Source organism: Bradyrhizobium sp. 197, assembly GCF_023073375.1.
Taxonomy (GTDB): Bacteria; Pseudomonadota; Alphaproteobacteria; order Rhizobiales; family Xanthobacteraceae; genus Bradyrhizobium.
The window spans coordinates 38,285-57,482 of record NZ_JADPJJ010000165.1; the positions used below are offsets into that span (position 1 = coordinate 38,285).

22 protein-coding genes are annotated in these 19,198 nt (G+C 63.7%); 17 read left to right on the forward strand and 5 right to left on the reverse strand.

The features are described from left to right. The first annotated feature begins 68 nt into the window (after positions 1-68). Both IVB27_RS36370 and IVB27_RS36375 read left to right on the forward strand, forming a co-directional pair. A complete protein-coding gene (locus IVB27_RS36370) occupies positions 69-605 on the forward strand; it encodes an SRPBCC family protein (RefSeq protein ID WP_247447476.1) in 537 nt (178 codons plus the stop codon). A 60-nt stretch (positions 606-665) separates the two neighbouring features. Continuing rightward, positions 666-1,079 (forward strand): VOC family protein, encoded by a 414-nt coding sequence (locus IVB27_RS36375; protein ID WP_247447477.1) that lies wholly within the window; start codon positions 666-668, stop codon positions 1,077-1,079. A 109-nt stretch (positions 1,080-1,188) separates the two neighbouring features. Here the strand turns inward: IVB27_RS36375 and IVB27_RS43440 are convergent, their stop codons facing one another. From IVB27_RS43440 to IVB27_RS36385, 3 genes are all read right to left on the reverse strand, one after another. Then, positions 1,189-1,542 carry a hypothetical protein gene (locus tag IVB27_RS43440; protein ID WP_345946962.1) on the reverse strand — a complete coding sequence of 118 codons (354 nt, stop codon included), beginning with the start codon at positions 1,540-1,542 and terminating at the stop codon, positions 1,189-1,191. 525 nt (positions 1,543-2,067) lie between these two features. Continuing rightward, positions 2,068-2,505: a hypothetical protein gene (locus IVB27_RS36380; RefSeq protein WP_247342984.1), complete on the reverse strand. Its 438-nt coding sequence runs from the start codon at positions 2,503-2,505 to the stop codon at positions 2,068-2,070. Between the two features lie 25 nt (positions 2,506-2,530). Next, a complete protein-coding gene (locus tag IVB27_RS36385; RefSeq protein WP_247447478.1) occupies positions 2,531-3,319 on the reverse strand; it encodes an SDR family NAD(P)-dependent oxidoreductase in 789 nt (262 codons plus the stop codon). Positions 3,320-3,412: 93 nt separating this feature from the next. Here IVB27_RS36385 and IVB27_RS36390 point away from each other — a divergent pair, with 93 nt between their 5' ends. From IVB27_RS36390 to IVB27_RS36415, 6 genes are all read left to right on the forward strand, one after another. Continuing rightward, entirely contained in the window at positions 3,413-3,793 is a 381-nt protein-coding gene (locus IVB27_RS36390) for a cupin domain-containing protein (protein WP_247447479.1), read from the forward strand. 96 nt (positions 3,794-3,889) lie between these two features. Further along, positions 3,890-4,255 carry a nuclear transport factor 2 family protein gene (locus tag IVB27_RS36395; protein ID WP_247447480.1) on the forward strand — a complete coding sequence of 122 codons (366 nt, stop codon included), beginning with the start codon at positions 3,890-3,892 and terminating at the stop codon, positions 4,253-4,255. Positions 4,256-4,351: 96 nt separating this feature from the next. Beyond that, on the forward strand, positions 4,352-4,759 hold the full coding sequence (locus IVB27_RS36400; protein WP_247447481.1) for a YciI family protein: 408 nt from the start codon (positions 4,352-4,354) through the stop codon (positions 4,757-4,759). A gap of 59 nt (positions 4,760-4,818) precedes the next feature. Beyond that, positions 4,819-5,184 (forward strand): hypothetical protein, encoded by a 366-nt coding sequence (locus IVB27_RS36405; RefSeq protein WP_247447482.1) that lies wholly within the window; start codon positions 4,819-4,821, stop codon positions 5,182-5,184. A gap of 88 nt (positions 5,185-5,272) precedes the next feature. Beyond that, positions 5,273-6,013, forward strand: a complete 741-nt coding sequence (locus IVB27_RS36410; protein WP_247447483.1) for a TetR/AcrR family transcriptional regulator — start codon at positions 5,273-5,275, stop codon at positions 6,011-6,013. A gap of 120 nt (positions 6,014-6,133) precedes the next feature. Continuing rightward, complete coding sequence (locus IVB27_RS36415; RefSeq protein WP_247343004.1) at positions 6,134-6,625, forward strand: DUF2852 domain-containing protein; 492 nt, start codon at positions 6,134-6,136, stop codon at positions 6,623-6,625. A gap of 200 nt (positions 6,626-6,825) precedes the next feature. On the opposite strand, the gene IVB27_RS36420 is transcribed toward IVB27_RS36415, so the two are convergent. Continuing rightward, a complete protein-coding gene (locus tag IVB27_RS36420; protein WP_247447484.1) occupies positions 6,826-7,989 on the reverse strand; it encodes an acyl-CoA desaturase in 1,164 nt (387 codons plus the stop codon). 303 nt (positions 7,990-8,292) lie between these two features. Between IVB27_RS36420 and IVB27_RS36425 the strand changes: the two genes are divergently transcribed. Next, a complete protein-coding gene (locus IVB27_RS36425; RefSeq protein WP_247447583.1) occupies positions 8,293-9,060 on the forward strand; it encodes a serine acetyltransferase domain-containing protein in 768 nt (255 codons plus the stop codon). A 35-nt stretch (positions 9,061-9,095) separates the two neighbouring features. Here IVB27_RS36425 and IVB27_RS36430 read toward each other — a convergent pair whose 3' ends face one another. Beyond that, positions 9,096-9,614, reverse strand: a complete 519-nt coding sequence (locus IVB27_RS36430) for a DUF2231 domain-containing protein (protein WP_247447485.1) — start codon at positions 9,612-9,614, stop codon at positions 9,096-9,098. A gap of 461 nt (positions 9,615-10,075) precedes the next feature. Between IVB27_RS36430 and tolQ the strand changes: the two genes are divergently transcribed. The 8 genes from tolQ (at position 10,076) to ybgF (ending at position 19,143) form a co-directional block, all read left to right on the forward strand. Next, complete coding sequence (gene tolQ, locus IVB27_RS36435; protein WP_247447486.1) at positions 10,076-10,792, forward strand: protein TolQ; 717 nt, start codon at positions 10,076-10,078, stop codon at positions 10,790-10,792. 43 nt (positions 10,793-10,835) lie between these two features. Further along, a complete protein-coding gene (gene tolR / locus IVB27_RS36440; RefSeq protein WP_247447487.1) occupies positions 10,836-11,285 on the forward strand; it encodes a protein TolR in 450 nt (149 codons plus the stop codon). A 3-nt stretch (positions 11,286-11,288) separates the two neighbouring features. Next, on the forward strand, positions 11,289-12,248 hold the full coding sequence (gene tolA / locus IVB27_RS36445; protein ID WP_247447488.1) for a cell envelope integrity protein TolA: 960 nt from the start codon (positions 11,289-11,291) through the stop codon (positions 12,246-12,248). A gap of 23 nt (positions 12,249-12,271) precedes the next feature. Continuing rightward, the gene (tolB, locus tag IVB27_RS36450) at positions 12,272-13,636 is read left to right on the forward strand and encodes a Tol-Pal system beta propeller repeat protein TolB (protein ID WP_247447489.1); all 1,365 of its coding nucleotides are present in this window, start codon (positions 12,272-12,274) and stop codon (positions 13,634-13,636) included. A 254-nt stretch (positions 13,637-13,890) separates the two neighbouring features. After that, on the forward strand, positions 13,891-16,221 hold the full coding sequence (locus IVB27_RS36455; RefSeq protein WP_247447490.1) for a putative bifunctional diguanylate cyclase/phosphodiesterase: 2,331 nt from the start codon (positions 13,891-13,893) through the stop codon (positions 16,219-16,221). Positions 16,222-16,381: 160 nt separating this feature from the next. Next, the gene (locus IVB27_RS36460; RefSeq protein WP_247447491.1) at positions 16,382-17,146 is read left to right on the forward strand and encodes an N-acyl amino acid synthase FeeM domain-containing protein; all 765 of its coding nucleotides are present in this window, start codon (positions 16,382-16,384) and stop codon (positions 17,144-17,146) included. Positions 17,147-17,408: 262 nt separating this feature from the next. Then, positions 17,409-17,897 (forward strand): peptidoglycan-associated lipoprotein Pal, encoded by a 489-nt coding sequence (pal, locus tag IVB27_RS36465; protein WP_247319754.1) that lies wholly within the window; start codon positions 17,409-17,411, stop codon positions 17,895-17,897. 187 nt (positions 17,898-18,084) lie between these two features. Further along, positions 18,085-19,143: a tol-pal system protein YbgF gene (gene ybgF / locus IVB27_RS36470; RefSeq protein WP_247447492.1), complete on the forward strand. Its 1,059-nt coding sequence runs from the start codon at positions 18,085-18,087 to the stop codon at positions 19,141-19,143. Positions 19,144-19,198: the final 55 nt, after the last annotated feature.

The following is a 19,198-nucleotide window of genomic DNA, read 5'->3' on the forward strand; positions in this document are numbered from 1 at the left end:
TTATTGATTCCGAATTGTCGGCCCCGGCCATCCCCCTTCGTCCTTAGCGAGCATCCAAGGAGTTCTTTATGCTGAAAGCCATTGCCGTCATCGCCGTCCTGCTCGCGGCCGGAATCGTTGGCGTCCTCGTCTTCGCCCTGACGAAGCCCGACACGTTCCGCGTCGAGCGCAGCCTCGCCGTGAAAGCGCCGGCCAATGCGATCTATCCGCAGGTCGCCGATTTCCATCGCTGGACGGCCTGGTCACCCTACGAGAACCGCGATCCTGCCATGAAGCGGACGTTTGGCGGTACCGCGCAAGGCAAGGGCGCGACCTATGCCTGGGACGGCGACAATAATGTCGGCGCCGGCCATATGGAGATCCTCGAGGCGAATGCGTCGTCAAAACTTCGCATCAAGCTGGATTTCGAGCGCCCCTTCGAAGGCCACAACACCGCCGAGTTCACGTTTGTGCCGCAAGGCGATGCCACAATGGTCACATGGGCGATGTCTGGTCCGGCCCCCTTCATGTCCAAGCTGATGCAGGTGTTCATGAACATGGACAGCATGATCGGCAAGGATTTCGAGGCCGGCCTCGCCAGCCTGAAGAAGCTCACGGAGAAATAACGCCGTCCTCGTCGAAGGAACGGTCAAGCAACGGCTCAAGCAAACGAAGAGGAGAGAAACATGCTCAATGCGTATCTGTTCTATCAGGACACCTGCGAAGCGGCGTTCAACTATTACGCCAAGGTCCTCGGCGGCAAGGTCGACGCCATGATGCGTGCATCGGATGCGCCGGCGGACATGGCCGCCGCGCCCGGCCGGGAGAAGACGATCATGCATGCGCGGATGTCGCTGCCCGACGGCAGCGTGTTGATGGCCTCCGATGCACCGGGCGAGCAATTTCACAAGCCGCAGGGCTTTTCGATCTCGTTCACGGTCGCGGACCCTGCGGAGGGTGAGCGCAAGTTCAACGCGCTCGCCGATGGCGGCAGCGTTACCATGCCCTACGGCAAGACGTTCTGGGCCAAGGGCTTTGGCATGTGCGTCGACAAGTTCGGCATTCCCTGGATGGTGAACTGCCCGGCCGATGGAATGTGACAGGCGCGACAGCCTGATGCGCCAAGCGGCGATCCCCTCTTCCTGCCGATGCGGGAGAGGGGACACGCACAAGGACGCCACGTCATATGCAGATCGGCCGCGTGCCCTCTCAGCGGATCGATCCGGTCACGTCGTTGCCCGGTGGTGAGGACGACGGAACGCAGCGAGGGCAGATCACGAGCTTGGTGCCGAGCTGCCTGTCATTCTCCGCTTCGATTTCGTCACGGACGGCCCACCACGCCGCGGAGTACGGGTGCAAGGTACCGAGCACTCTTTCCCGCTCCTGATTCGGATCGCTCTGTGCGGGAGCTTGGTTCGCCACACGACGCCTTGTAGCAGAGGGGCGGTTCGGATCCTGACCGAGGCCGTCCCATGCGATCGGGCGGCGTTCCTGCGCAGGCGCGACAGCGCATCCCATGAGCGTTACGCAAAAAGTGAGCAAGACAAAGCCGTGTCGCATCATGCCGGACCCTCGGTGTCATACGCGACACGCTAGCCCCGCATGCGGAAACTCGCGTCACGCCGCTAAAATGGAACCTAAGGGAAACGTGTGGCCCGCATGGCCGAATATGGACTTTTGCTCTCGCACCACATTGCGAGGGCAGTGAGGCCACTTCGTGAAATGACGCGGACTGCATCGCACAACAACTGGCGCAATATTAGGCTGTAACTCCGTGACAGAATCGCTAATTATTGCTTCATAAAAAGCTGCAAATTGGGGCGGGCGGACTTGGAAGGGGAGCGACCGATGGCGACGGCGCTACAGATCAACTTTGCACTCTGGGGTATGCTCATCTGCGCGACCATGGAACTGACGCAGATGATCCAGAGGTTTTACTAGACCTCACGAAGCGCCTGACCGGCGGAATTTTGCCGACGCGGTTGTCCGCCAGCTCACGAGCAAGGCGATGAGCGTGAAGCTGACGCCCGCGATCAGCAGGACAGCGGCGGATTTAACCTGGTCACACCCTTCGCGGCCGCATCATCCTCACCGGCAGCGCGGATAGATCGCGGCGAGGTCGCGGCCCTTCAACAAAAGCAATCTGGACGAGAGACCGCCGCGGCGGCTGATCCAGTCGCGCACCGGGCCGGGATAGGCGGCAAGCACCACGTCGGATGCTTCCGGCTCGGCATAGAAGCGCCCGCGCCGGTCGGCCGAGCGCGCCGCATGGAAGCCGAGCACGGCGCGTCGGGTGACGCAAATGCGCTCGCCCGGAACGATGCTCAGCACCAGCGTGCATGCAGACAGGCAGGGACCGTCGATCACCACGCGCTCGCCGCTCTCTCGCACCTTCTCGAACAAATCGAGGAACGGCCCGACCTGTCCGCCTGGCGACTGAATGATGCGGATTTCAGCCACGGCGGGCGCGGACGCGAGCAGCGCGGATGCGAGCATCAAGGCCTTGAGGGAGATGACGTGTCGCATGGCACTCTCCGAACTCTTCCCGTGCCTACCCGTTCCTCCGCTCGCCGCGCAGCGTCGGCAGGCCGATACCCGCCGCATCGAAGCCGCCATCGACGGCCAAAATTTGGCCGGTGATGTAGCTCGATCGTTCCGAGCACAGAAAGTAGACCGCTTCGGCGAGTTCCTCTTCCAGGCCGTAGCGGTTGAGCGGGATGGCGTCGTGATAGTCGGCGCGGATCTCCCTGGTGTGCACCTGCTTCGCCATCGCGGTGTCGACCGGCCCCGGCGCGACCGCGTTGACGCGGATGCCGAGCGAGGCGAGTTCGACCGCGAGCTGCTTGGTGAGATGCGCGAGGCCCGCCTTGCTGGTGCCGTAGGCCGAGCGCAGCGTCGAGGCGCGCACCGCCGAGATCGAGGTGATGTTGACGATGGCCCCGCCATTACCATCGCGCATCAGTGGCACCGCCGCCTTGGTGCAGAGAAACGGACCGGTGAGGTTGATCTCGAGCACCCGCCGCCAATCGGTCTCCGACGTCTCCATCAGCGGTGCGAACACGGCAATGCCGGCATTGTTGACGAGCGCGTCGAGCCGGCCGAACCGCCGTTCGATCGTCGTCATCGCTGCGGCAACCGAGATTGCGTCAGAGACATCGCAGGTCAGCGCCAGCGTTGCCTCGTCCTGGCCGATCTCGGCGACCGCGCGGCCGAGCAACTGGCCCTCGATGTCGAGCAGCGCCACGCGCCAGCCCTCAGCCAGGAACTTCTTCGCGGTCGCAAGCCCGATGCCGCGCGCGGCTCCGGTGACGAGGGCGAGTTTTTGCGGAGTTTGCGGCATTTGCTAATCTGTCCTGTGTCCGAAAGTTCGGTCGCGCGCGAGCGCCCGCTCCTTTTACTTCGCTTTCGTCCCGGCAAGAAAGGGCCTCTGTTCATGCCCATCGATCCCAGTGCGATCCCGCTCGAGGAATGGCGGCCAGGTGTGACGACTCGGATGCTGACATCCGCGCGCAACGGCGCCACTGCGCTCTCCATCTTCGAGCAATGGGTCGCGCCCGGCGCCGGGGCGCCGACGCACAGTCATCCGGTCGAGGAGGTGCTGGCCGTGCGCGCGGGCGAGGCCGATATGTGGATCGAGGCCGAGCGCGTCACGGTGACGGCCGGCCAATCGCTGCTGGTTCCCGCCGGCCGCAAGCACGGTTTTCGTAATTCGGGCACGACCGCGCTACACGTCCATGCCGTGCTGGCCTCGCCGGTCTTCGAGGCGCTGCCGGAGGGAGCGAGCGAGGCGACGCGGCGATGGACGGCGGACTAGGACGATTTTGCCGCAGGGAATCGGCGTGCGATGTCGGCAGGCCTGCGCGCGGTTCGTCTTCCATCGGAGCTTCAAATGATTTGAGGAGGAGCGACCGTGCCCGAGCATCACGAGCACCTGATTCGAAGTCTGTTCGCCGCCTATCTCGCCAACGACCGGCAACATGTCAGCGCCGTGCTAGCCGACGAGTTCCGCTTCACCAGCCCGTTCGACGACGACCTCGACAAGGCTGCCTATTTCGAGCGCTGCTGGAAGGACACCGGCTGGATCGCGCGGCACGACATCGAGCGGATTTTCGTCCGGGGCGACGAGGCCTTCGTCACCTATCTCTGCCTGGCGACAGATGGCAGGAGCTTTCGGAACACGGAGTTCTTCACCTTCGCCGGTGGCAAGGTCCGCCGCATCGAAGTCTATTTCGGCGCCGCCCGGCAGGATGGTCGTTTCCTGCCGCAGCCGCGCTAGCGGCCAGCGCAATTACCTCCGGAATAATTTTCGTCACCCGGTCGGTTCGATAAAACCTCATTCGTCTTGGAAGTGAGCGCAAAGCAAGGAACCTCCATGCGATTCATGATGCTGATGATCCCGCTCGGCTACGAGACTGCTCCGCCCGATGTCCAACTCGATCCCGAACGCGTTACCGCGATGATGCGCTACAACGAGGCGCTAAAGGACGCCGGCGTACTGATCACGCTCGACGGCCTGCATCCGCCGTCGATGGGCGCGCGCGTCTCCTTTGCGACCGGTGAGCCTGTTGTGACCGACGGGCCTTTCACCGAGGCCAAGGAAGTTCTGGGCGGCTACTGGATGATCGAAGTCGCCTCGCGTGCCGAGGCGATCGCCTGGGCCAAGAAGTGTCCGGCCTCGGCCAACGAAATCATCGAAATCCGGCAGGTGCAGGAGATGAGCGACTTTCCGCCCGACGTGCAGGAGGCCGCCGCCGGTTTCGGCGATCTGAAGAAGCGATAGGGGCCTCGCCCGCGGGCAATGCACTGAACTTTCTAACCCACCAACCTGAGGAGATACCCATGAGCACCGAACACAAATTCCTCGCCGTCTATCTCGGCAGCAAGACCGGCCCAAAAATGACGGCCTGGCAAGCGCTGCCCGAGGCCGAACGGAAGGCGAAGGAGCAGGAGGGCATGGCCGCCTGGCACGGCTGGGTCGAGAAGCACAAGGCCGTCATCGTCGAGATGGGTGGACCGCTCGGTAAGACCCGGAAGATCAATGCCAACGGAATCACCGAGGTGAGCAATGCGCTGACCGGCTTCACGGTGGTGCGCGCCGCCTCGCAAGAGGACGCGGCAAAACTGTTCGAGAACCACCCGCACTTTGCGATCTTCCCGGGCGAGGCCATCGAGGTCATGCCGGTGCTGCCGATCCCCGGCCGCTAGGTCACGGACGACCGTGAGAGTACGGGGTTAATCACGACTGGCTTCCTGCTAGTGACCTTCACGCCCGGCTCATGTAAAGCTCGTTCACATGAGCTGGCGCAAGGAGACGCGCCGCGCCGAGCGCGGCTATCACCACGGCAATCTGAAGGAAGCCCTGTTGCAGGCCGCCCTCGGGTTGATCGCCGAGAAGGGCGCGGCCGGCTTCACCTTCGCCGATGCAGCACGCATGGCCGGCGTCAGCGCGGCGGCGCCCTACCGGCATTTCCGCGACCGCGAGGAACTACTGTCCTCGATCGCGCAGCGCGGCTTCGAGCAGTTCGAGGCGCGCCTGACCGCGGCCTGGGACGACGGACGGCCCGATACGGTCACGGCGTTCGAGCGCGTCGGCAGGGCCTATCTCGCCTTCGCCCGCGAGGAGCCCGCGTTCTACAACGCGATGTTCGAATCCGGCGTGCCGGTGGATGTCAATCCGGCGCTGCAGGCCGCCAGCGAGCGCGCTTTCAACGTCATTCGTGCCGCGGCCGAGCGGCTTGCCGCGCTCGCGCCGCCTGGCACGCCCCGTCCGCCGGCGATGATGATGGCGCTGCACATCTGGTCGATGGCGCACGGCGTGGCCTCGCTGTTCTCCCGCGGCGACGCTGCGCGGCGCAAACTGCCGATGTCGCCGGATGAGCTGCTCGAAGCCGAGGTGTTGATCTATCTGCGCGGTCTCGGCTTCCCGACCGACCGCCGATCCCCGGCGAAAAGCGCCGAGCCGCCGCCGGTGCCGCCGGAGGCATCCTCCGGTTCCGGAGTGCCGCCCGGCGGTCCCTGGGGCGAGCCGAAATAAAGTTGCGCAAATAATTTGGCCGCCCTGTCTGGCGGTCGGCTTGACAAAATCGCGGGATGATTTAGCTATGTAAATGTTATTTACATTCACAACGGCGCTGATGCCGTGACGGAGATGGAAATGGCCTACACAGCTGATGTCAATCGATGGCGCGGCCCGTCGGACCAACAGCAACAATACGAGCGTCCCCGCATGCTCGAGACGCCCTGGCATCCCGGCTGGATCGCCGTGACGATCCTCGGCTTCATCATCTGGTGGCCGATCGGACTTGCCCTTCTCTTTTTCACACTCGGGAGCAGAAGAATGTCGTGCTGGAGCAATCAGGACCGCTGGCAGAACAAGATGGAGCGGATGCAGTACAAGATGGACCGCATGCGCGGCCGCATGGAGCGCCGCGGTTTCGGCTTCGGCTTCGGCCCGCCCTCGAGCGGCAACCGCGCCTTCGACGAGTACCGCACCGAGACACTGCAGCGGCTCGAGGAGGAGCAGGTCGAGTTCAAGAACTTCCTCGACCGTCTGCGTCACGCCAAGGACAAGGAAGAGTTCGACCAGTTCATGTCCCAGCACAAGACGCGCCCGACCCCGCCGCCGACCGACCAGCAGCAAGGCTGATCTCGGGCAAGGTTGATCTCGGGCAGGGTTGATCTTGGACTGACGCCTCTCAAAGCCTTCAGGCGCATGCCCCCAAAGTCCTGATGGCCCCGAGCCGCCCGCTTGCGCAACCCGCAGGCGGGCGGTTTGGTTTTTAGGAATGCGCGGCTGGCAGCCGCGACGTGGAGAGCCTTGGTCTGAAGAGCCTTGGTCCGGAGGGTTCAGCGCGCCGTGGCGAGTTGCGCGCGCAGCGACTCCAGGAAGTGTTCGTAGGCGGAGTCCACGATCTCGTTGAGTGATCGCGTTCGCGCGAACATCGCCCTCGCCTCGGCGAGAAACTCGTCGCGGGTCGGAATCTTCGGCAAATGCAGATGCGTCAGCGCATCGACGCCTTCATGGGCGCGATTCAGGATGTCGTGCAGCGTTGGCAACTGCAACTGGGCAAAATCGGGCCGGCGTAGCGCCGACGAGATCGCGTGCGCCAGAGTCTGCGCATCGAACCGTCCGGCAAGCTCGCGGGCCGCCCGATGGATGACCCGCGCGCCGAGCGGCTGCTCGTTGCGCAGCACCTGTTCGGGCGGCGTCTTCATGTTCCAGACGACGCCGAACCAGGACAGCACCTTCAGGATGTAATAGGTCACGTCGATTTCCCACCAGCGAAAACCTTGTCGCACGCTGCTCTGGTAGGCGTGGTGATTGTTGTGCCAGCCCTCACCGAGGGTGAACAGCGCCAGCAGCCAGTTGTTGCGGGAATCGTCGCCGGTCACGTACCGCTTGCGTCCATGCACATGGGCGAGGGAATTGATGCAGAACGTCGCGTGATAGACCAGCACGGTGCTCCACAGGAAGCCGACGACGAGGCCGGACCATCCGGCAACCAGGAAGCAGAGCCCCGCCAGCGTAACGGCCGGCAGGAGTTCCAGCCGATGCAGCCACATCAGCTCCGGATAGGCGGCGAAATCGCCGACCTTCACGAGGTCGGTCCCGTCGTGCTCCCGGTAAAAAATCCAGCCGAGATGACTGTAGAGAAAGCCCCGGTGACGCGGCGAATGCACGTCGTCTTCGGTGTCGGAATGGAGATGATGGTGTCGATGCTTGGCCGCCCACCACAAAACGCTTTTCTGCGCGGTGCTTTGGGCGAGCCAGGCCAGGACGAACTGAAACACCCGGCCGGTCGCAAAAGCCCGATGGGAGAAATAGCGGTGATAGCCTGCTCCGATGGCAAACATGCGCACGACATACAGTGACGCGCAGATCGCGAGGGCCTGCCAAGTGACGCCTGACCAGATGGCCGCAAAGCAGCCGAGATGGACCAGCAGGAACGGCAGGGCGGACGGATACATGATGTCGTCGTGATGGTCGTCGGCGGGGGCGTTGGGCGACATGTATTAGCGTGACCTTGGATAACGGGATTTCGGCAGCACTGAAAGCCGCCGCGTACCACAAACCCGGGGATGGCGGACCACCGCGGGGTCTTGAACGAGATGCTCGGGCAACCCTGCCCAAGGCGGCAGTACGCGGCAAGGCCAACCTGAGGCCAAAACTTCGGCCGCGAACTCAACCGACTATATGAGTGCGGTTGTCTGGCATGCAAGCTCGTAGCCGCACGGGGGAGCGTGGTGCGCGGGCTGCGGATGGCCTATATCCGGCAGCAAGCAAGACGCGTCAAAACACCGCAGGCGGTAACGATGGCGGAAGCGGCGATCATGACGAGCGAGAACCTTTGGCAGGAGATCCGCGGCGAGGCGCAGCGCGCAGCAGCCGCGGACCCCGTGTTCGGCAGGGCTCTTGTCGGCCTCATCCTCGCACATGACGATTTTACCGCCGCCTTGGCCGACCTGATCGGGCGCCGGCTTGGCGGTCGCGCTATCGAACGTGAGCGCTTCGCGACATTTTCCCGCGACGCCTTTCGCAGGCACCCGGATCTGATCGAGGCGGCTGGCCGCGACTTGCAGGCCATCGTGCGCAGCGATCCCGCCATCGCCGGCTTGCTGCCGCCGCTGCTGCATTTCAAGGGCTACGTCGCGCTGCAAGCCTGGCGCGTCTCGAACTGGCTCTGGCATCATGACCATCGAGACGCGGCGCTGCTGTTTCAGAACGAGGCCTCGAACGTCCTGCAGGTCAGCATTCATCCGACAGCGAGCGTCGGATCGTCGGTGTATCTCGACCACGCCACCGGCATCGTGATCGGTGCAGATGTGGTCATCGGCGGCGGGAGCACCATCCTTCAGAACGTCAGCATCGGCCGCAACAGTGAACTGCCGACGCGCTCGCCGCGCATTGGTCGCGGCGTGTTCATCGGCTCCGGCGCGACAATTCTCGGCGACGTCAGGATCGGCGATTTTGCAAAGATCGGTGCCGGCACGGTCGTGACATCGGACGTGCCCGGCGGCTGCACCGCAATCGGCAATCCCGCGCGGTTGACCAATTGTCCCGAGCCAGCGTCGGCGGCCTGACTCGCCCTCACGTCATCAGGCGACGTGCCCGTCGTTCAGGCCGCACGGCGGTGGCTCTCGCCGCCATGATGCGGGGTGACCGGCTCCGAACTGGTCTGGCCCGGCGCGTCCAGCACCGCGACATGATGCCGGTAGACCATTTCCCAGCCCTTCCATCCCGTGAACAGGAGGATGCCGACCACGATCAGAGAGAGCGCCACGCCCCACGGCTTGATCGCGGCCTCCGCGCCTTGCGCGTAGCGGAGGCAGAAATTGATCACGGCCAGCACGACCGCCGCGAGATTGCCGACCATGTGATACCAGGCATCGTTGAGGCGGCGGATACGAGGCTCGCTGAGGAAGTCGATAAAGCCCGCCACGGCGGCAACGAGCGCCATGACGATGCCGGCGCCGAGTAGCCAGATCGCGGCCCTGGCCCAGAAGCCGTCACCGGTTCCGATGAAGGCGAGATCGGCGATAGGCGCGCCGACCAGGAAGGCGACGGGGAACGGGATGATCATAGGGTGGAGCGGATGATCGCCGATGGCGGCGGTCGTCTTTGGGTTGATGGTCATGGCAAAACCTCGCGAGAAGTGATGCTCGGGACAATTTTGCGGGCGAGGGCTGGTTCCTCCGACGCAGAGCAGGCTCCGCTCTTCACGGGCATCTCGACGCCGTATGGGCGTTGCGGTGCGTAGCAACACGGAACTTTCCCGGCGCCGCCCAACCCTCTGCGCAACCTCCCTTTCCCGCAGCCAAATTCGCCAGCGGTAACCCGGCATTAACCATCGTCGGGCTCTGGTAATTGGGGACAATCGCGCCCGAAGCCCGACGTCAGGACCTTGGGCTAAGGCCCATAGTTTTGACATCTTGGCAGGGAATGCAGGCGGCCGGCTTTGGACGAGCCCTGCACCCCAGAAAGATATGGCTTTGAGCGGGCTTGCCGGCCGCGCCGATCTAGCGCGGCTATTGGGGAACCGGCGGCCATTTGCTGGCCGGGACATTAGGTAATGATCGCCTTGAGAGGATACTGCTTATGAATCCGGCCGACGTGGCTCAGTCAGCCCTTCCGGTTGCCGCTTCCGCGGATGTGTCGCTGATTGCGCTGTTCTGGCAGGCTCACTGGATCGTGAAAGGGGTCATGCTGGGACTTCTGTCCTGCTCGGTCTGGGTCTGGGCAATCGCCATCGACAAGATATTCCTGTTTGCCCGGACGCGCCGCTCGATGGACCGTTTCGAGCAGGCCTTCTGGTCCGGCGAGTCGATCGAGGACCTCTATCGCACGCTCTCGGCCAAGCCGACCCATTCCATGGCGGCCTGCTTCGTCGCGGCGATGCGCGAGTGGAAGCGTTCGTTCGAGAGCCAGGCGCGCTCGGTCGCGGGGCTTCAGATGCGCATCGACAAGGTCATGAACGTCTCGATCTCGCGCGAGATCGAGCGGCTGGAGCGCCGGTTGCTGGTGCTCGCGACCGTCGGCTCGGCCGGCCCCTTCGTCGGCCTGTTCGGCACGGTCTGGGGCATCATGTCGAGCTTCCAGTCGATCGCGGCGTCGAAAAATACCTCCCTGGCGGTGGTGGCTCCCGGTATCGCGGAAGCGCTGTTTGCGACCGCCGTCGGCCTTATCGCCGCCATTCCTGCCACTATTTTCTACAATAAGTTTACTTCCGAGGTGAACCGGCAGGCCCAGCGGCTCGAGGGCTTCGCCGACGAGTTTTCGGCGATCCTGTCGCGCCAGATCGACGAGCGGAGCTGACGGACGGCATGTATAGTGTGAAGGGCAATTTGGGCACCAGACCATGGGCATGAACGCAGCCAGTTCGTCCGGAGGCGGCGGCCGTCGCAGCCGGCGCAAGCCGGTCATGGCCGAGATCAACGTCACGCCGATGGTCGACGTGATGCTGGTGCTGCTCATCATTTTCATGGTTTCGGCGCCGCTGCTGACCGTTGGCGTGCCGCTCGACCTGCCGCAGACCCAGGCCAAGAGCCTCGAGACCAGCGACCAGAAGCCGATCCAGATGTCGGTCGACATCAACGGCAAGGTGTTCATCAACGATGCCGAGATCGCGATCAGCGAACTGGTGCCGAAGCTGAAGGCGATCACGGACGCGCGCGGCGGGCTCGAGGAGCGCATCTATCTGCGCGCCGACAAGAAGGCTGATTACGGCACGGTGGCCAGGGTCATGGGCCTGTTGTCCGGTGCAGGCTTCAAGAAGTTGGCCCTCGTCACGGAAGCGGATCAGGGGTAAGCCGTGAAGGTGAAGGTCGACAAGACACTCGTTGCGTCGATTGCCCTCCATGTCCTCGTGCTTGGATGGGGGCTGGTCACCTTTAGCAGCAGGGCCTTCGTCGTGCCGGAAGAGTCGCTGCCGATCGACATCATCTCCACCGACCAGCTCGCGCAGATGACCAACGGGCAGAAGACCGGCGACAAGAAAGAGCCGAAGCCCAAGGTCGAGAAGATCGCCGAGGCCAAGCCAGATGAAGACGCCGTCGGCAAGGTCACCGAGAAGAAAGAGCTGATCAAGACCAACTCGACGCCCGAGCCGCCGCCGAAACCCGTCGAGAAGCCGGTCGAGAAGAAGCCCGAGCCGCCCAAGCCCGTGGCCGAGGCCAAGCCCAAAGAGGAACCGAAGCCGCAGGAAAAGAAACCTGATCCGGCCAAGGAAGATCCGATCGCCGAGCTCCAGAAAAAGCTCGAGACCAAGAAGCCGCCGCCCAAGCCTCCCGAGCCCAAGGTCGCGGCGGTACAGCCACAACAGCAGCCGAAGCCCAAGGAGCGCAGCTTCGATCCCGCGCAGATCCAGCGCGATCTCGACAAGCGCGCTGCGACCCGGCACGAGCTCGCCGGCGCGGCGCTGAATGCGTCGGCCTCGCTGGGTTCGACGACTGGAACTGCCGCCAACAACGTCGCGACCTGGCGAGGTGCGTTCCAGGGCGCGGTCAAGCGCTGCTTCACGCCGACCTATAACGGGCAGGACGCCGACCAGTACGAAGCCGACATCGACATCTCCATGAAAATCGATGGATCGCTGGCGTCTGAGCCGATCATCGTTGGGGTGAGGGGACCGTCCCGGTCGATTGCTCAGGCCATAGCCGAAAGCGCCAAGCGCGCCATCATACAGTGTGCAGTCTATTCGTTCATGCCGAAGCCGCAGTACGAGAGCTGGAAGCTCATTCCGATGACTTTCGGCCTGAAAGATATGTTGTGACATCCGAACAAAAGAATTTTCCGATGAATGACGCTCGATCGATCACCCGCCGCCGCTTCATGACAGTTACCGGCTCGGCGGTGGCGATGCTCGGAGGCGGACACGCTTTCGCCCAGGGCCAACCGCGCCTGCGCATCGATCCGACCGAATTCCAGCCGGTCCCGATCGCGATCACCAATTTCCTGCCAGGCTCGCCGGCCGACGCCGACGTCGGCAACGGCGTCACGCAGGTCATCACCAACAATCTGAAGCGCTCGGGCCTGTTCGCCCCGATCGACCAGGCCGCCTTCATCGAGCGCATCAACAATATCGACGTCGCGCCGCAATTCCAGAACTGGAAGACCATCAACGCACAGGCGGTGGTCACCGGCCGCATGACGCGGCAGCCGGACGGAAGGCTCAAAGCCGAATTCCGTCTCTGGGACGTGGTCTCCGGCCAGCAGCTCGCGGGCCAGCAATATTTCACCTCGCCGGAATATTGGCGCCGCATCGCCCACATCATCTCCGACCAGATCTACGAGCGGATGACCGGCGAGAAGGGCTATTTCGACAGCCGCGTGGTGTTCGTCGACGAGTCCGGGCCGAAGGAGCGCCGCGTCAAGCGGCTCGCGATGATGGACCAGGACGGCGCCAATGTGCGCTATCTGACCCGCGGCTCCGACCTCGTGCTGACGCCGCGCTTCTCGCCGAACTCGCAAGAGATCACCTATATGGAGTTCGGGCAGGGCGACCCAAAGGTCTATCTCTTCAACATCGAGACCGGCCAGCGCGAGACCGTCGGCAACTTCCCCGGCATGACTTTTGCGCCCAGGTTCTCGCCGGACGGCCAGCGCGTCATCATGAGCTTGCAGCAGGGCGGCAATTCCAACCTGTTCGTGATGGATCTGCGCTCGCGCTCGACCACGCGCCTTACCGACACGCCGGCGATCGACACGTCTCCTTCTTACTCGCCGGATGGCTCCCGCATCTGCTTCGAGTCCGATCGCGGCGGCAGGTCGCAGATCTATGTCATGGCGGCGGGCGGCGGAGCGGCGCAACGCATCTCCTTCTCCAAGGACGACACCAACGCCACCTATTCGACGCCGGTGTGGTCGCCGCGCGGTGACTACATCGCCTTCACCAGGCAAGGCGGCGGCCAGTTCTCGATCGGCGTCATGAAGCCGGACGGCTCCGGCGAGCGGCTGCTCACCTCCGGCTATCACAACGAAGGCCCGACCTTCTCGCCGAACGGCCGCGTGTTGATGTTCTTCCGCGATCCCGGCGGCAGCGGCGGGCCGTCGCTGTTCTCCGTCGACATCTCGGGCCGCAACGAGCTGAAGGTGCCGACGCCGGGTTTCGCCTCCGACCCGGCATGGTCGCCGCTATTGTCCTCGACATCGGGCGGCTAAAGATCGTGCGGCTAACATCGCGTGTTGAGGCGCGCGATGTTTCCGAAAAAACGCGCCAATTTTTTTCGCGTTCGGTGGGGAAGGCAAGGTTTCCTTCACCTTGTGCTCGGCAAGGCTTGCCTAGTTGCTTGATATTTCAGCGGAAACAGGTTCGCTATTGCCGAAAAACAACTCAACTTTAAGGATGTTCGCTCAGAAAGGCTTCACCTGGGTTGGGTAAAACTGCGCGTCAAACAGGACCCGCGTACAACCCGATGCAGTTCCCAAGCCAGAGCGGAGAGTCGGAACAGCGGCCGCCGAAAACGTCGGCGGCGCAAATCGATTCGCTGTTCGAAGCGCCCGGTCCGCTGCTGGCCGGTCTCATTTTCGTGTCGATCGGCGCTGCCCTCACCGCGCTGAGGACGGGCGAGCCGCTGATCTGGGCGTGCGTGGCGCTTCTTATCCTGGCCGGCACCGCGCGGGCGATCGACCTGCGCCTCTATCAGGCACGTAAGGCGGTCATGACCGTCAAGGCGGCCGAACGCTGGCAGAAGCGTTATCAGATCGGAGCAAAGATCCAGGCGGCTGCGATCGGCATCTGGTGCGCCACCGCGCTGTTGGCCACGGACGACGCCGTGGCTCACATGATAGCCTTGTCGGTCACCACCGGAATCGCGGCGGGCGGCGCCGGCAGGGCGTATGGCCGGCCCGCGATCTTCCACCTCCAGGCCGTGCTGATTTTCGGCCCGGCCGTGCTCGCGTTGGCGCTGCGTGGGACGCCCTACTACATCGCGATGGCGGTGGTCAGCGGGGCGTTCCTGATGGCTATCATGCAACTCTCGGTGAACCTGCACCGCATCTTCATGGGGGCGGTCGTGGCCCGGGAGCGGGAGGCCGCGCTCGCGGGCCAGTTCGATACGGCACTCAACAACATGCCGCACGGGCTTTGCATGTTCCGCGTCGACGGACAGCTGGCGGTCATGAACCACCGCTTCGGCGCGATGATGAACCTGCCTGCGGATATCGCGCAGAGCGGCACCACCGCGCGCGACATTGTCGCGGCGTGCGTCCGCGCCGGATCCATCTCGACCGCAAGCGGCGAATGGATCGTCGCGGACATCGAAAGTTCGCAGGCAAAAGAGATCATTACCGCCGATCCCGACGCGCAGCGAAACCGCTCGCTGTCCTGGACCGTCCAGCCGATGGCGGACGGTGGCGCGGTGGTGCTGCTCGAGGACATCACCGAGCGACGCAGCGCCGAGGCGAAGATCGCGCATCTGGCGCGCTACGACGATCTCACGGCGCTACCCAACCGCGTACATTTCCGGGACGAGATCGAACACCTGCTGGCGACCTCGCATCATGCGGAGCGCCTCTCGGCGCTGCTGTTCGTCGATCTCGACCAGTTCAAGCAGGTCAACGACACGCTCGGCCATCCCTGTGGCGACCAGCTCCTGTGCGCGGTCGCCAACCGCATGCGCGAGATGCTGCGTCCCGAGGATTTCGTCGCCCGCTTCGGCGGTGACGAATTCGTGGTGTTCCAGCAGAACATCTCTTCACCCGAGGACGCCGCTGCGCTTGCGCGCCGCATCGTCGAGCGGCTGAGCGAGCGTTACCGCATCGACAGTCATCTGGTCGAGATCGGCGCCAGCGTCGGCATCGCGCTGACCTCGCCGGATGGTGTCAGCGCCGATACGCTGCTCAAGAACGCCGACATGGCGCTGTACCGCGCCAAGGCCGACGGTCGCGGCACCTTCTGCTTCTTCCGCGACGAAATGGCGGCGACCGTCGACGCGCGCCGCATCCTCGAGCTCGATCTGCGTAAGGCGCTCGCCAACGAGGAGTTCGAGCTGTTCTTCCAGCCGCTGGTCAATCTGAAGTCCGGCAAGATCAGCACCTGCGAGGCGCTGCTGCGCTGGAATCATCCGGTGCGCGGCACGGTCTCGCCGATCGACATCATCCCGGTCGCCGAGGACATGGGGCTGATCGTCGATCTCGGCCGCTGGATCCTGCGCCGCGCCTGCATGGAATGCATGAAGTGGCCGGACGGCGTCAGCGTCGCCGTCAACTTCTCGCCGCAGCAATTCCACCAGCGCGACGTCTTGAGCGAAATCCGCTACGCGCTGGAGGTCTCAGGGCTCCCGGCCCACCGGCTCGAGATCGAGATCACGGAATCCTCGCTACTGCGCAATACCCAGCTCACGCACGACATCCTGTCGCAATTGCATGCGCTCGGTGTGCGCATCTCGCTCGACGATTTCGGCACCGGCTATTCGAGCCTCAGCTATCTGCACAATTTCCCGATGCAGAAGGTGAAGATCGATCGCTCCTTCCTCGAAGGCATCGACACCGACCGGCCGCTGACGCTGCTGCGTGGCGTGGCCCGGCTGTCCGCCGATCTCGGCATGGCGGTCGTGGTCGAGGGCATCGAGACCAATGATCAGCTCGAGCTGATCAGCGCCGACGGCACCGTGACCGAAGGGCAGGGCTACCTGTTCAGCCGGCCGGTTCCGGCAATCCGGATTCGCCAGTTGCTCAATGCTTCGCACGGCCGTCGCGGGACGGAGGATCAGATCGTCATGGTGTCGTCGCGATCCATCGCTTGATCCTTCTTCGCCTTCTCTTTCAGCAAGCTAAGCTCGGTTTTTGCCCGTATTTTTCGGGGCCCAATGGTTAACCCTAACGATTCTAAGGCTTTGCAATTCCGTTAACGAACCATTAATCTCGCCCCACTCGCAGAAGTTGCTTGGAGTTTAGGGGTATTAGATGAAGTCCGGAGCCGAACCGAACACGGTGCTCCTTCCGCGCGGAGCCGCGCTGTTTGACCGAATCGATTACCGCCTCATCGAAACTCCAGAGGATAGAGACAACCTCTACTTGATGCGGTACCGGGCTTATCTGCAAGCCGGACTAATCGTGCCGTCAGAGTCGATGCGCGTGACCGATCGCTTCGATGATGCGCCCAACACCTGGAATTTCGGGATCTATGTCGATGGAGATCTGTGCAGCTCCGTCCGCATTCACGTCCTGTCGTCGGACTGGCGAATGTCCTATACGACCGAAGTGTTTGGCGATGTCCTGCATCCGCGCCTCGACCGTGGCGAGGTCCTTGTCGATCCATGTCGGTTTGTTGCTGATCCCGAAAAGCATCAGCGTTTTCCGGAGCTGCCCTATCTGACGGTGCGGCTTGCTTTTCTGGCTTGCGACCATTTCAATGCCGACACCGGGCTTGCCATGATCCGGACTGACCATCAGGCATTTTATCGCCGCGTATTTCTGCACGAGACCATTTCACCGGAACCGCGTGGATTTCCGGGCTGGCCCACCAAGAAGGCGGTGTTGATGGCATCCGACTTCCGGAACCAACGCGACAAGGTTCTGACCCGCTTTCCGATCATGCGCTCCAGCGCTTTTGAGCGGCGCATGTTGTTCGAACGCAGCAGCCCGCGCCAGGCTGCCCCGCGGCCGGTGTTGTTGGCCACTCCGCGGAATCTGGATGCGGTGGCCTCGACGGTCGGGACGCCCCGTTAGCGTCGTTTGTCCTCTCGATCCCTCGCTTGTCCGCCTGGCAGGTCAAAAATTCCGGCAAAAGGCCGCCGTTTGCTTCTCGGCACGGCTTGCCTTCACCCTCGCGCCACATTTACAACCCATTAACCATGACGTTTGCTTTTCGCTGGTTGGGGGCATTTGACCGGCTGTGGCAAGGTTCCATCAAGGTTGACGGAACGTTCGCTTAACCAACCCCCTGTAGACCGGACAGCAGTGGACGAAACGTGAGCGTGGAGGCTCCGGAATGAAACATCCTATGCGTATCCTCCAGGGATTGAAGCTGGTCGCGGTGCTTGCTGTCGCGTTGTCGATGGGCGCCTGCGCCAACAAGAACTCTGCAACGGATGCGATGGCCAACGCGGCGACGCCGGGCAGCCAGCAAGACTTCGTCGTCAACGTCGGAGACCGCGTGTTCTTCGAAAGCGACCAGACCGATCTGACCCCGCAGGCGATCGTGACCCTGGAGAAGCAGGCGCAGTGGCTGCAGAGCTATCCGCGCTACAGCTTCACCGTCGAAGGTCATGCCGACGAACGCGGCACCCGCGAATACAACATCGCGCTCGGTGCCCGCCGCGCCCAGTCGGTGCGCTCGTTCCTCGCCTCGCGCGGCATCGATCCGAACCGCATGCGCACGATCTCCTACGGCAAGGAGCGGCCGGTGGCCGTCTGTAACGACATCTCGTGCTGGTCGCAGAACCGCCGCGCCGTGACCGTGCTGAACGCGAGCTCCTGACGATCAGTCAGGCGCCGTTCATCTTCAGAAACCGATTATGCCGGCGCCCTCTCGGGCGCCGGTTTCGTTTCAGCGATCTGTGACCGAAACCCGTTTGTTCCAGCCACAGTTTTGGCGTACTCCCCTTCAATGTGTGGCGCGTCGAGTGTTCGGTCGCAGGCCATTTCGCTTTCGTCGTCAGGGCAAGATGTCATCCAGATTTAAGGTCTTTACCGGCACCGTGGCGATCGCCGCGCTGCTCTCTTCGTGCTCGCCCGCCCTCGCGCAGTCGGACGATGCAGATCCCGAGATGCGGATCGAGCGGCTGGAGAACCAGCTGCGCCAGCTCACCGGCCAGAACGAAGAGTTGCAATATCGCAACCGCCAGCTCGAGGACCGGCTGCGGGCGCTCGAGGGCGGCGCGCAAGGTGCGCCCGGCCAGGCGCCGGTCCAGCCCAATGTCGCGGCCATGCCGCCCGCGCAGGCCGCGCCGGCCTATCGCCAGCAGCAGCCGCAACAGCAGCCGGCCCGGCCGAATTACGAGCAGCCGCAGATTGCCTCTCCCGCGCCGATCGTTCAGGAGCAGCCTGCGCCCGGCGCGCCGGGCACGCGCCGCCGCGGCGATGCCTTCGACCCCAACCAGAGCCCGAATGCGCCGGGTGCGCCGCGCGCGCTCGGCGGCGGGCAGCAGCCGATGCCGGCAGGCACCCCTGGTGGCGCGCCAGGCGGTCGTGGCGCGGGCGAACCGCTCGATCTTGCCAACACCGGCCCTCGTTATCAGCAGCAGGCCGCGCCCCCGGCGGCGCAGCCCGGCTATCCACCGGCCCAGCAAGGGAATGCGGCGCCATCAGGCGGCGTTGGCCTCACGACCCTGCCGCCTTCGGCAACGCCGCGCGACGAGTTCGACCTCGGCATCGGCTACATGCAGCGCAAGGACTATGCGCTTGCCGAGCAGACCATGAAGAACTTCTCTCAGAAATATCCGAGCGACCCGCTGCTCGGCGACGCGCAATACTGGCTGGGCGAGAGCTACTTCCAGCGCCAGCAATATCGCGACTCCGCGGAAGCCTTTCTCGCCGTCACCACCAAATACGACAAGTCCGCCAAGGCGCCGGATGCGCTGCTGCGGCTCGGCCAGTCGCTGGCCGCGCTGAAGGAGAAGGAGGCTGCCTGCGCCGCCTTCGGCGAGATCGGCCGCAAATATCCGCGCGCCTCTGCCGGCGTCAAAGCCGCGGTGGACCGCGAGCAGAAGCGGGTGAAGTGCTGAGGCGCGGCGATCGATCCTGACAAGATGGATGGTGGTGCGCTAAACAGTCGGTCCA

Excerpts from the sequence above, each read along its gene's own strand:
- IVB27_RS36420 (WP_247447484.1), bottom strand. The coding sequence starts at position 7,989 with ATGTCGCCCAACGCCCCCGCCGACGACCATCACGACGACATCATGTAT.
- IVB27_RS36410 (WP_247447483.1), top strand. The coding sequence starts at position 5,273 with ATGAGCTGGCGCAAGGAGACGCGCCGCGCCGAGCGCGGCTATCACCAC.
- IVB27_RS36425 (WP_247447583.1), top strand. The coding sequence starts at position 8,293 with ATGGCGGAAGCGGCGATCATGACGAGCGAGAACCTTTGGCAGGAGATC.
- tolQ (WP_247447486.1), top strand. The coding sequence starts at position 10,076 with ATGAATCCGGCCGACGTGGCTCAGTCAGCCCTTCCGGTTGCCGCTTCC.
- IVB27_RS36385 (WP_247447478.1), bottom strand. The coding sequence starts at position 3,319 with ATGCCGCAAACTCCGCAAAAACTCGCCCTCGTCACCGGAGCCGCGCGC.
- tolB (WP_247447489.1), top strand. The coding sequence starts at position 12,272 with ATGAATGACGCTCGATCGATCACCCGCCGCCGCTTCATGACAGTTACC.
- IVB27_RS36375 (WP_247447477.1), top strand. The coding sequence starts at position 666 with ATGCTCAATGCGTATCTGTTCTATCAGGACACCTGCGAAGCGGCGTTC.
- IVB27_RS36460 (WP_247447491.1), top strand. The coding sequence starts at position 16,382 with ATGAAGTCCGGAGCCGAACCGAACACGGTGCTCCTTCCGCGCGGAGCC.
- IVB27_RS36390 (WP_247447479.1), top strand. The coding sequence starts at position 3,413 with ATGCCCATCGATCCCAGTGCGATCCCGCTCGAGGAATGGCGGCCAGGT.
- IVB27_RS36400 (WP_247447481.1), top strand. The coding sequence starts at position 4,352 with ATGCGATTCATGATGCTGATGATCCCGCTCGGCTACGAGACTGCTCCG.
- pal (WP_247319754.1), top strand. The coding sequence starts at position 17,409 with ATGAAACATCCTATGCGTATCCTCCAGGGATTGAAGCTGGTCGCGGTG.
- IVB27_RS36370 (WP_247447476.1), top strand. The coding sequence starts at position 69 with ATGCTGAAAGCCATTGCCGTCATCGCCGTCCTGCTCGCGGCCGGAATC.
- IVB27_RS36430 (WP_247447485.1), bottom strand. The coding sequence starts at position 9,614 with ATGACCATCAACCCAAAGACGACCGCCGCCATCGGCGATCATCCGCTC.
- IVB27_RS36405 (WP_247447482.1), top strand. The coding sequence starts at position 4,819 with ATGAGCACCGAACACAAATTCCTCGCCGTCTATCTCGGCAGCAAGACC.
- IVB27_RS36380 (WP_247342984.1), bottom strand. The coding sequence starts at position 2,505 with ATGCGACACGTCATCTCCCTCAAGGCCTTGATGCTCGCATCCGCGCTG.
- IVB27_RS43440 (WP_345946962.1), bottom strand. The coding sequence starts at position 1,542 with ATGATGCGACACGGCTTTGTCTTGCTCACTTTTTGCGTAACGCTCATG.
- ybgF (WP_247447492.1), top strand. The coding sequence starts at position 18,085 with ATGTCATCCAGATTTAAGGTCTTTACCGGCACCGTGGCGATCGCCGCG.
- IVB27_RS36415 (WP_247343004.1), top strand. The coding sequence starts at position 6,134 with ATGGCCTACACAGCTGATGTCAATCGATGGCGCGGCCCGTCGGACCAA.
- IVB27_RS36455 (WP_247447490.1), top strand. The coding sequence starts at position 13,891 with ATGCAGTTCCCAAGCCAGAGCGGAGAGTCGGAACAGCGGCCGCCGAAA.
- tolR (WP_247447487.1), top strand. The coding sequence starts at position 10,836 with ATGGGCATGAACGCAGCCAGTTCGTCCGGAGGCGGCGGCCGTCGCAGC.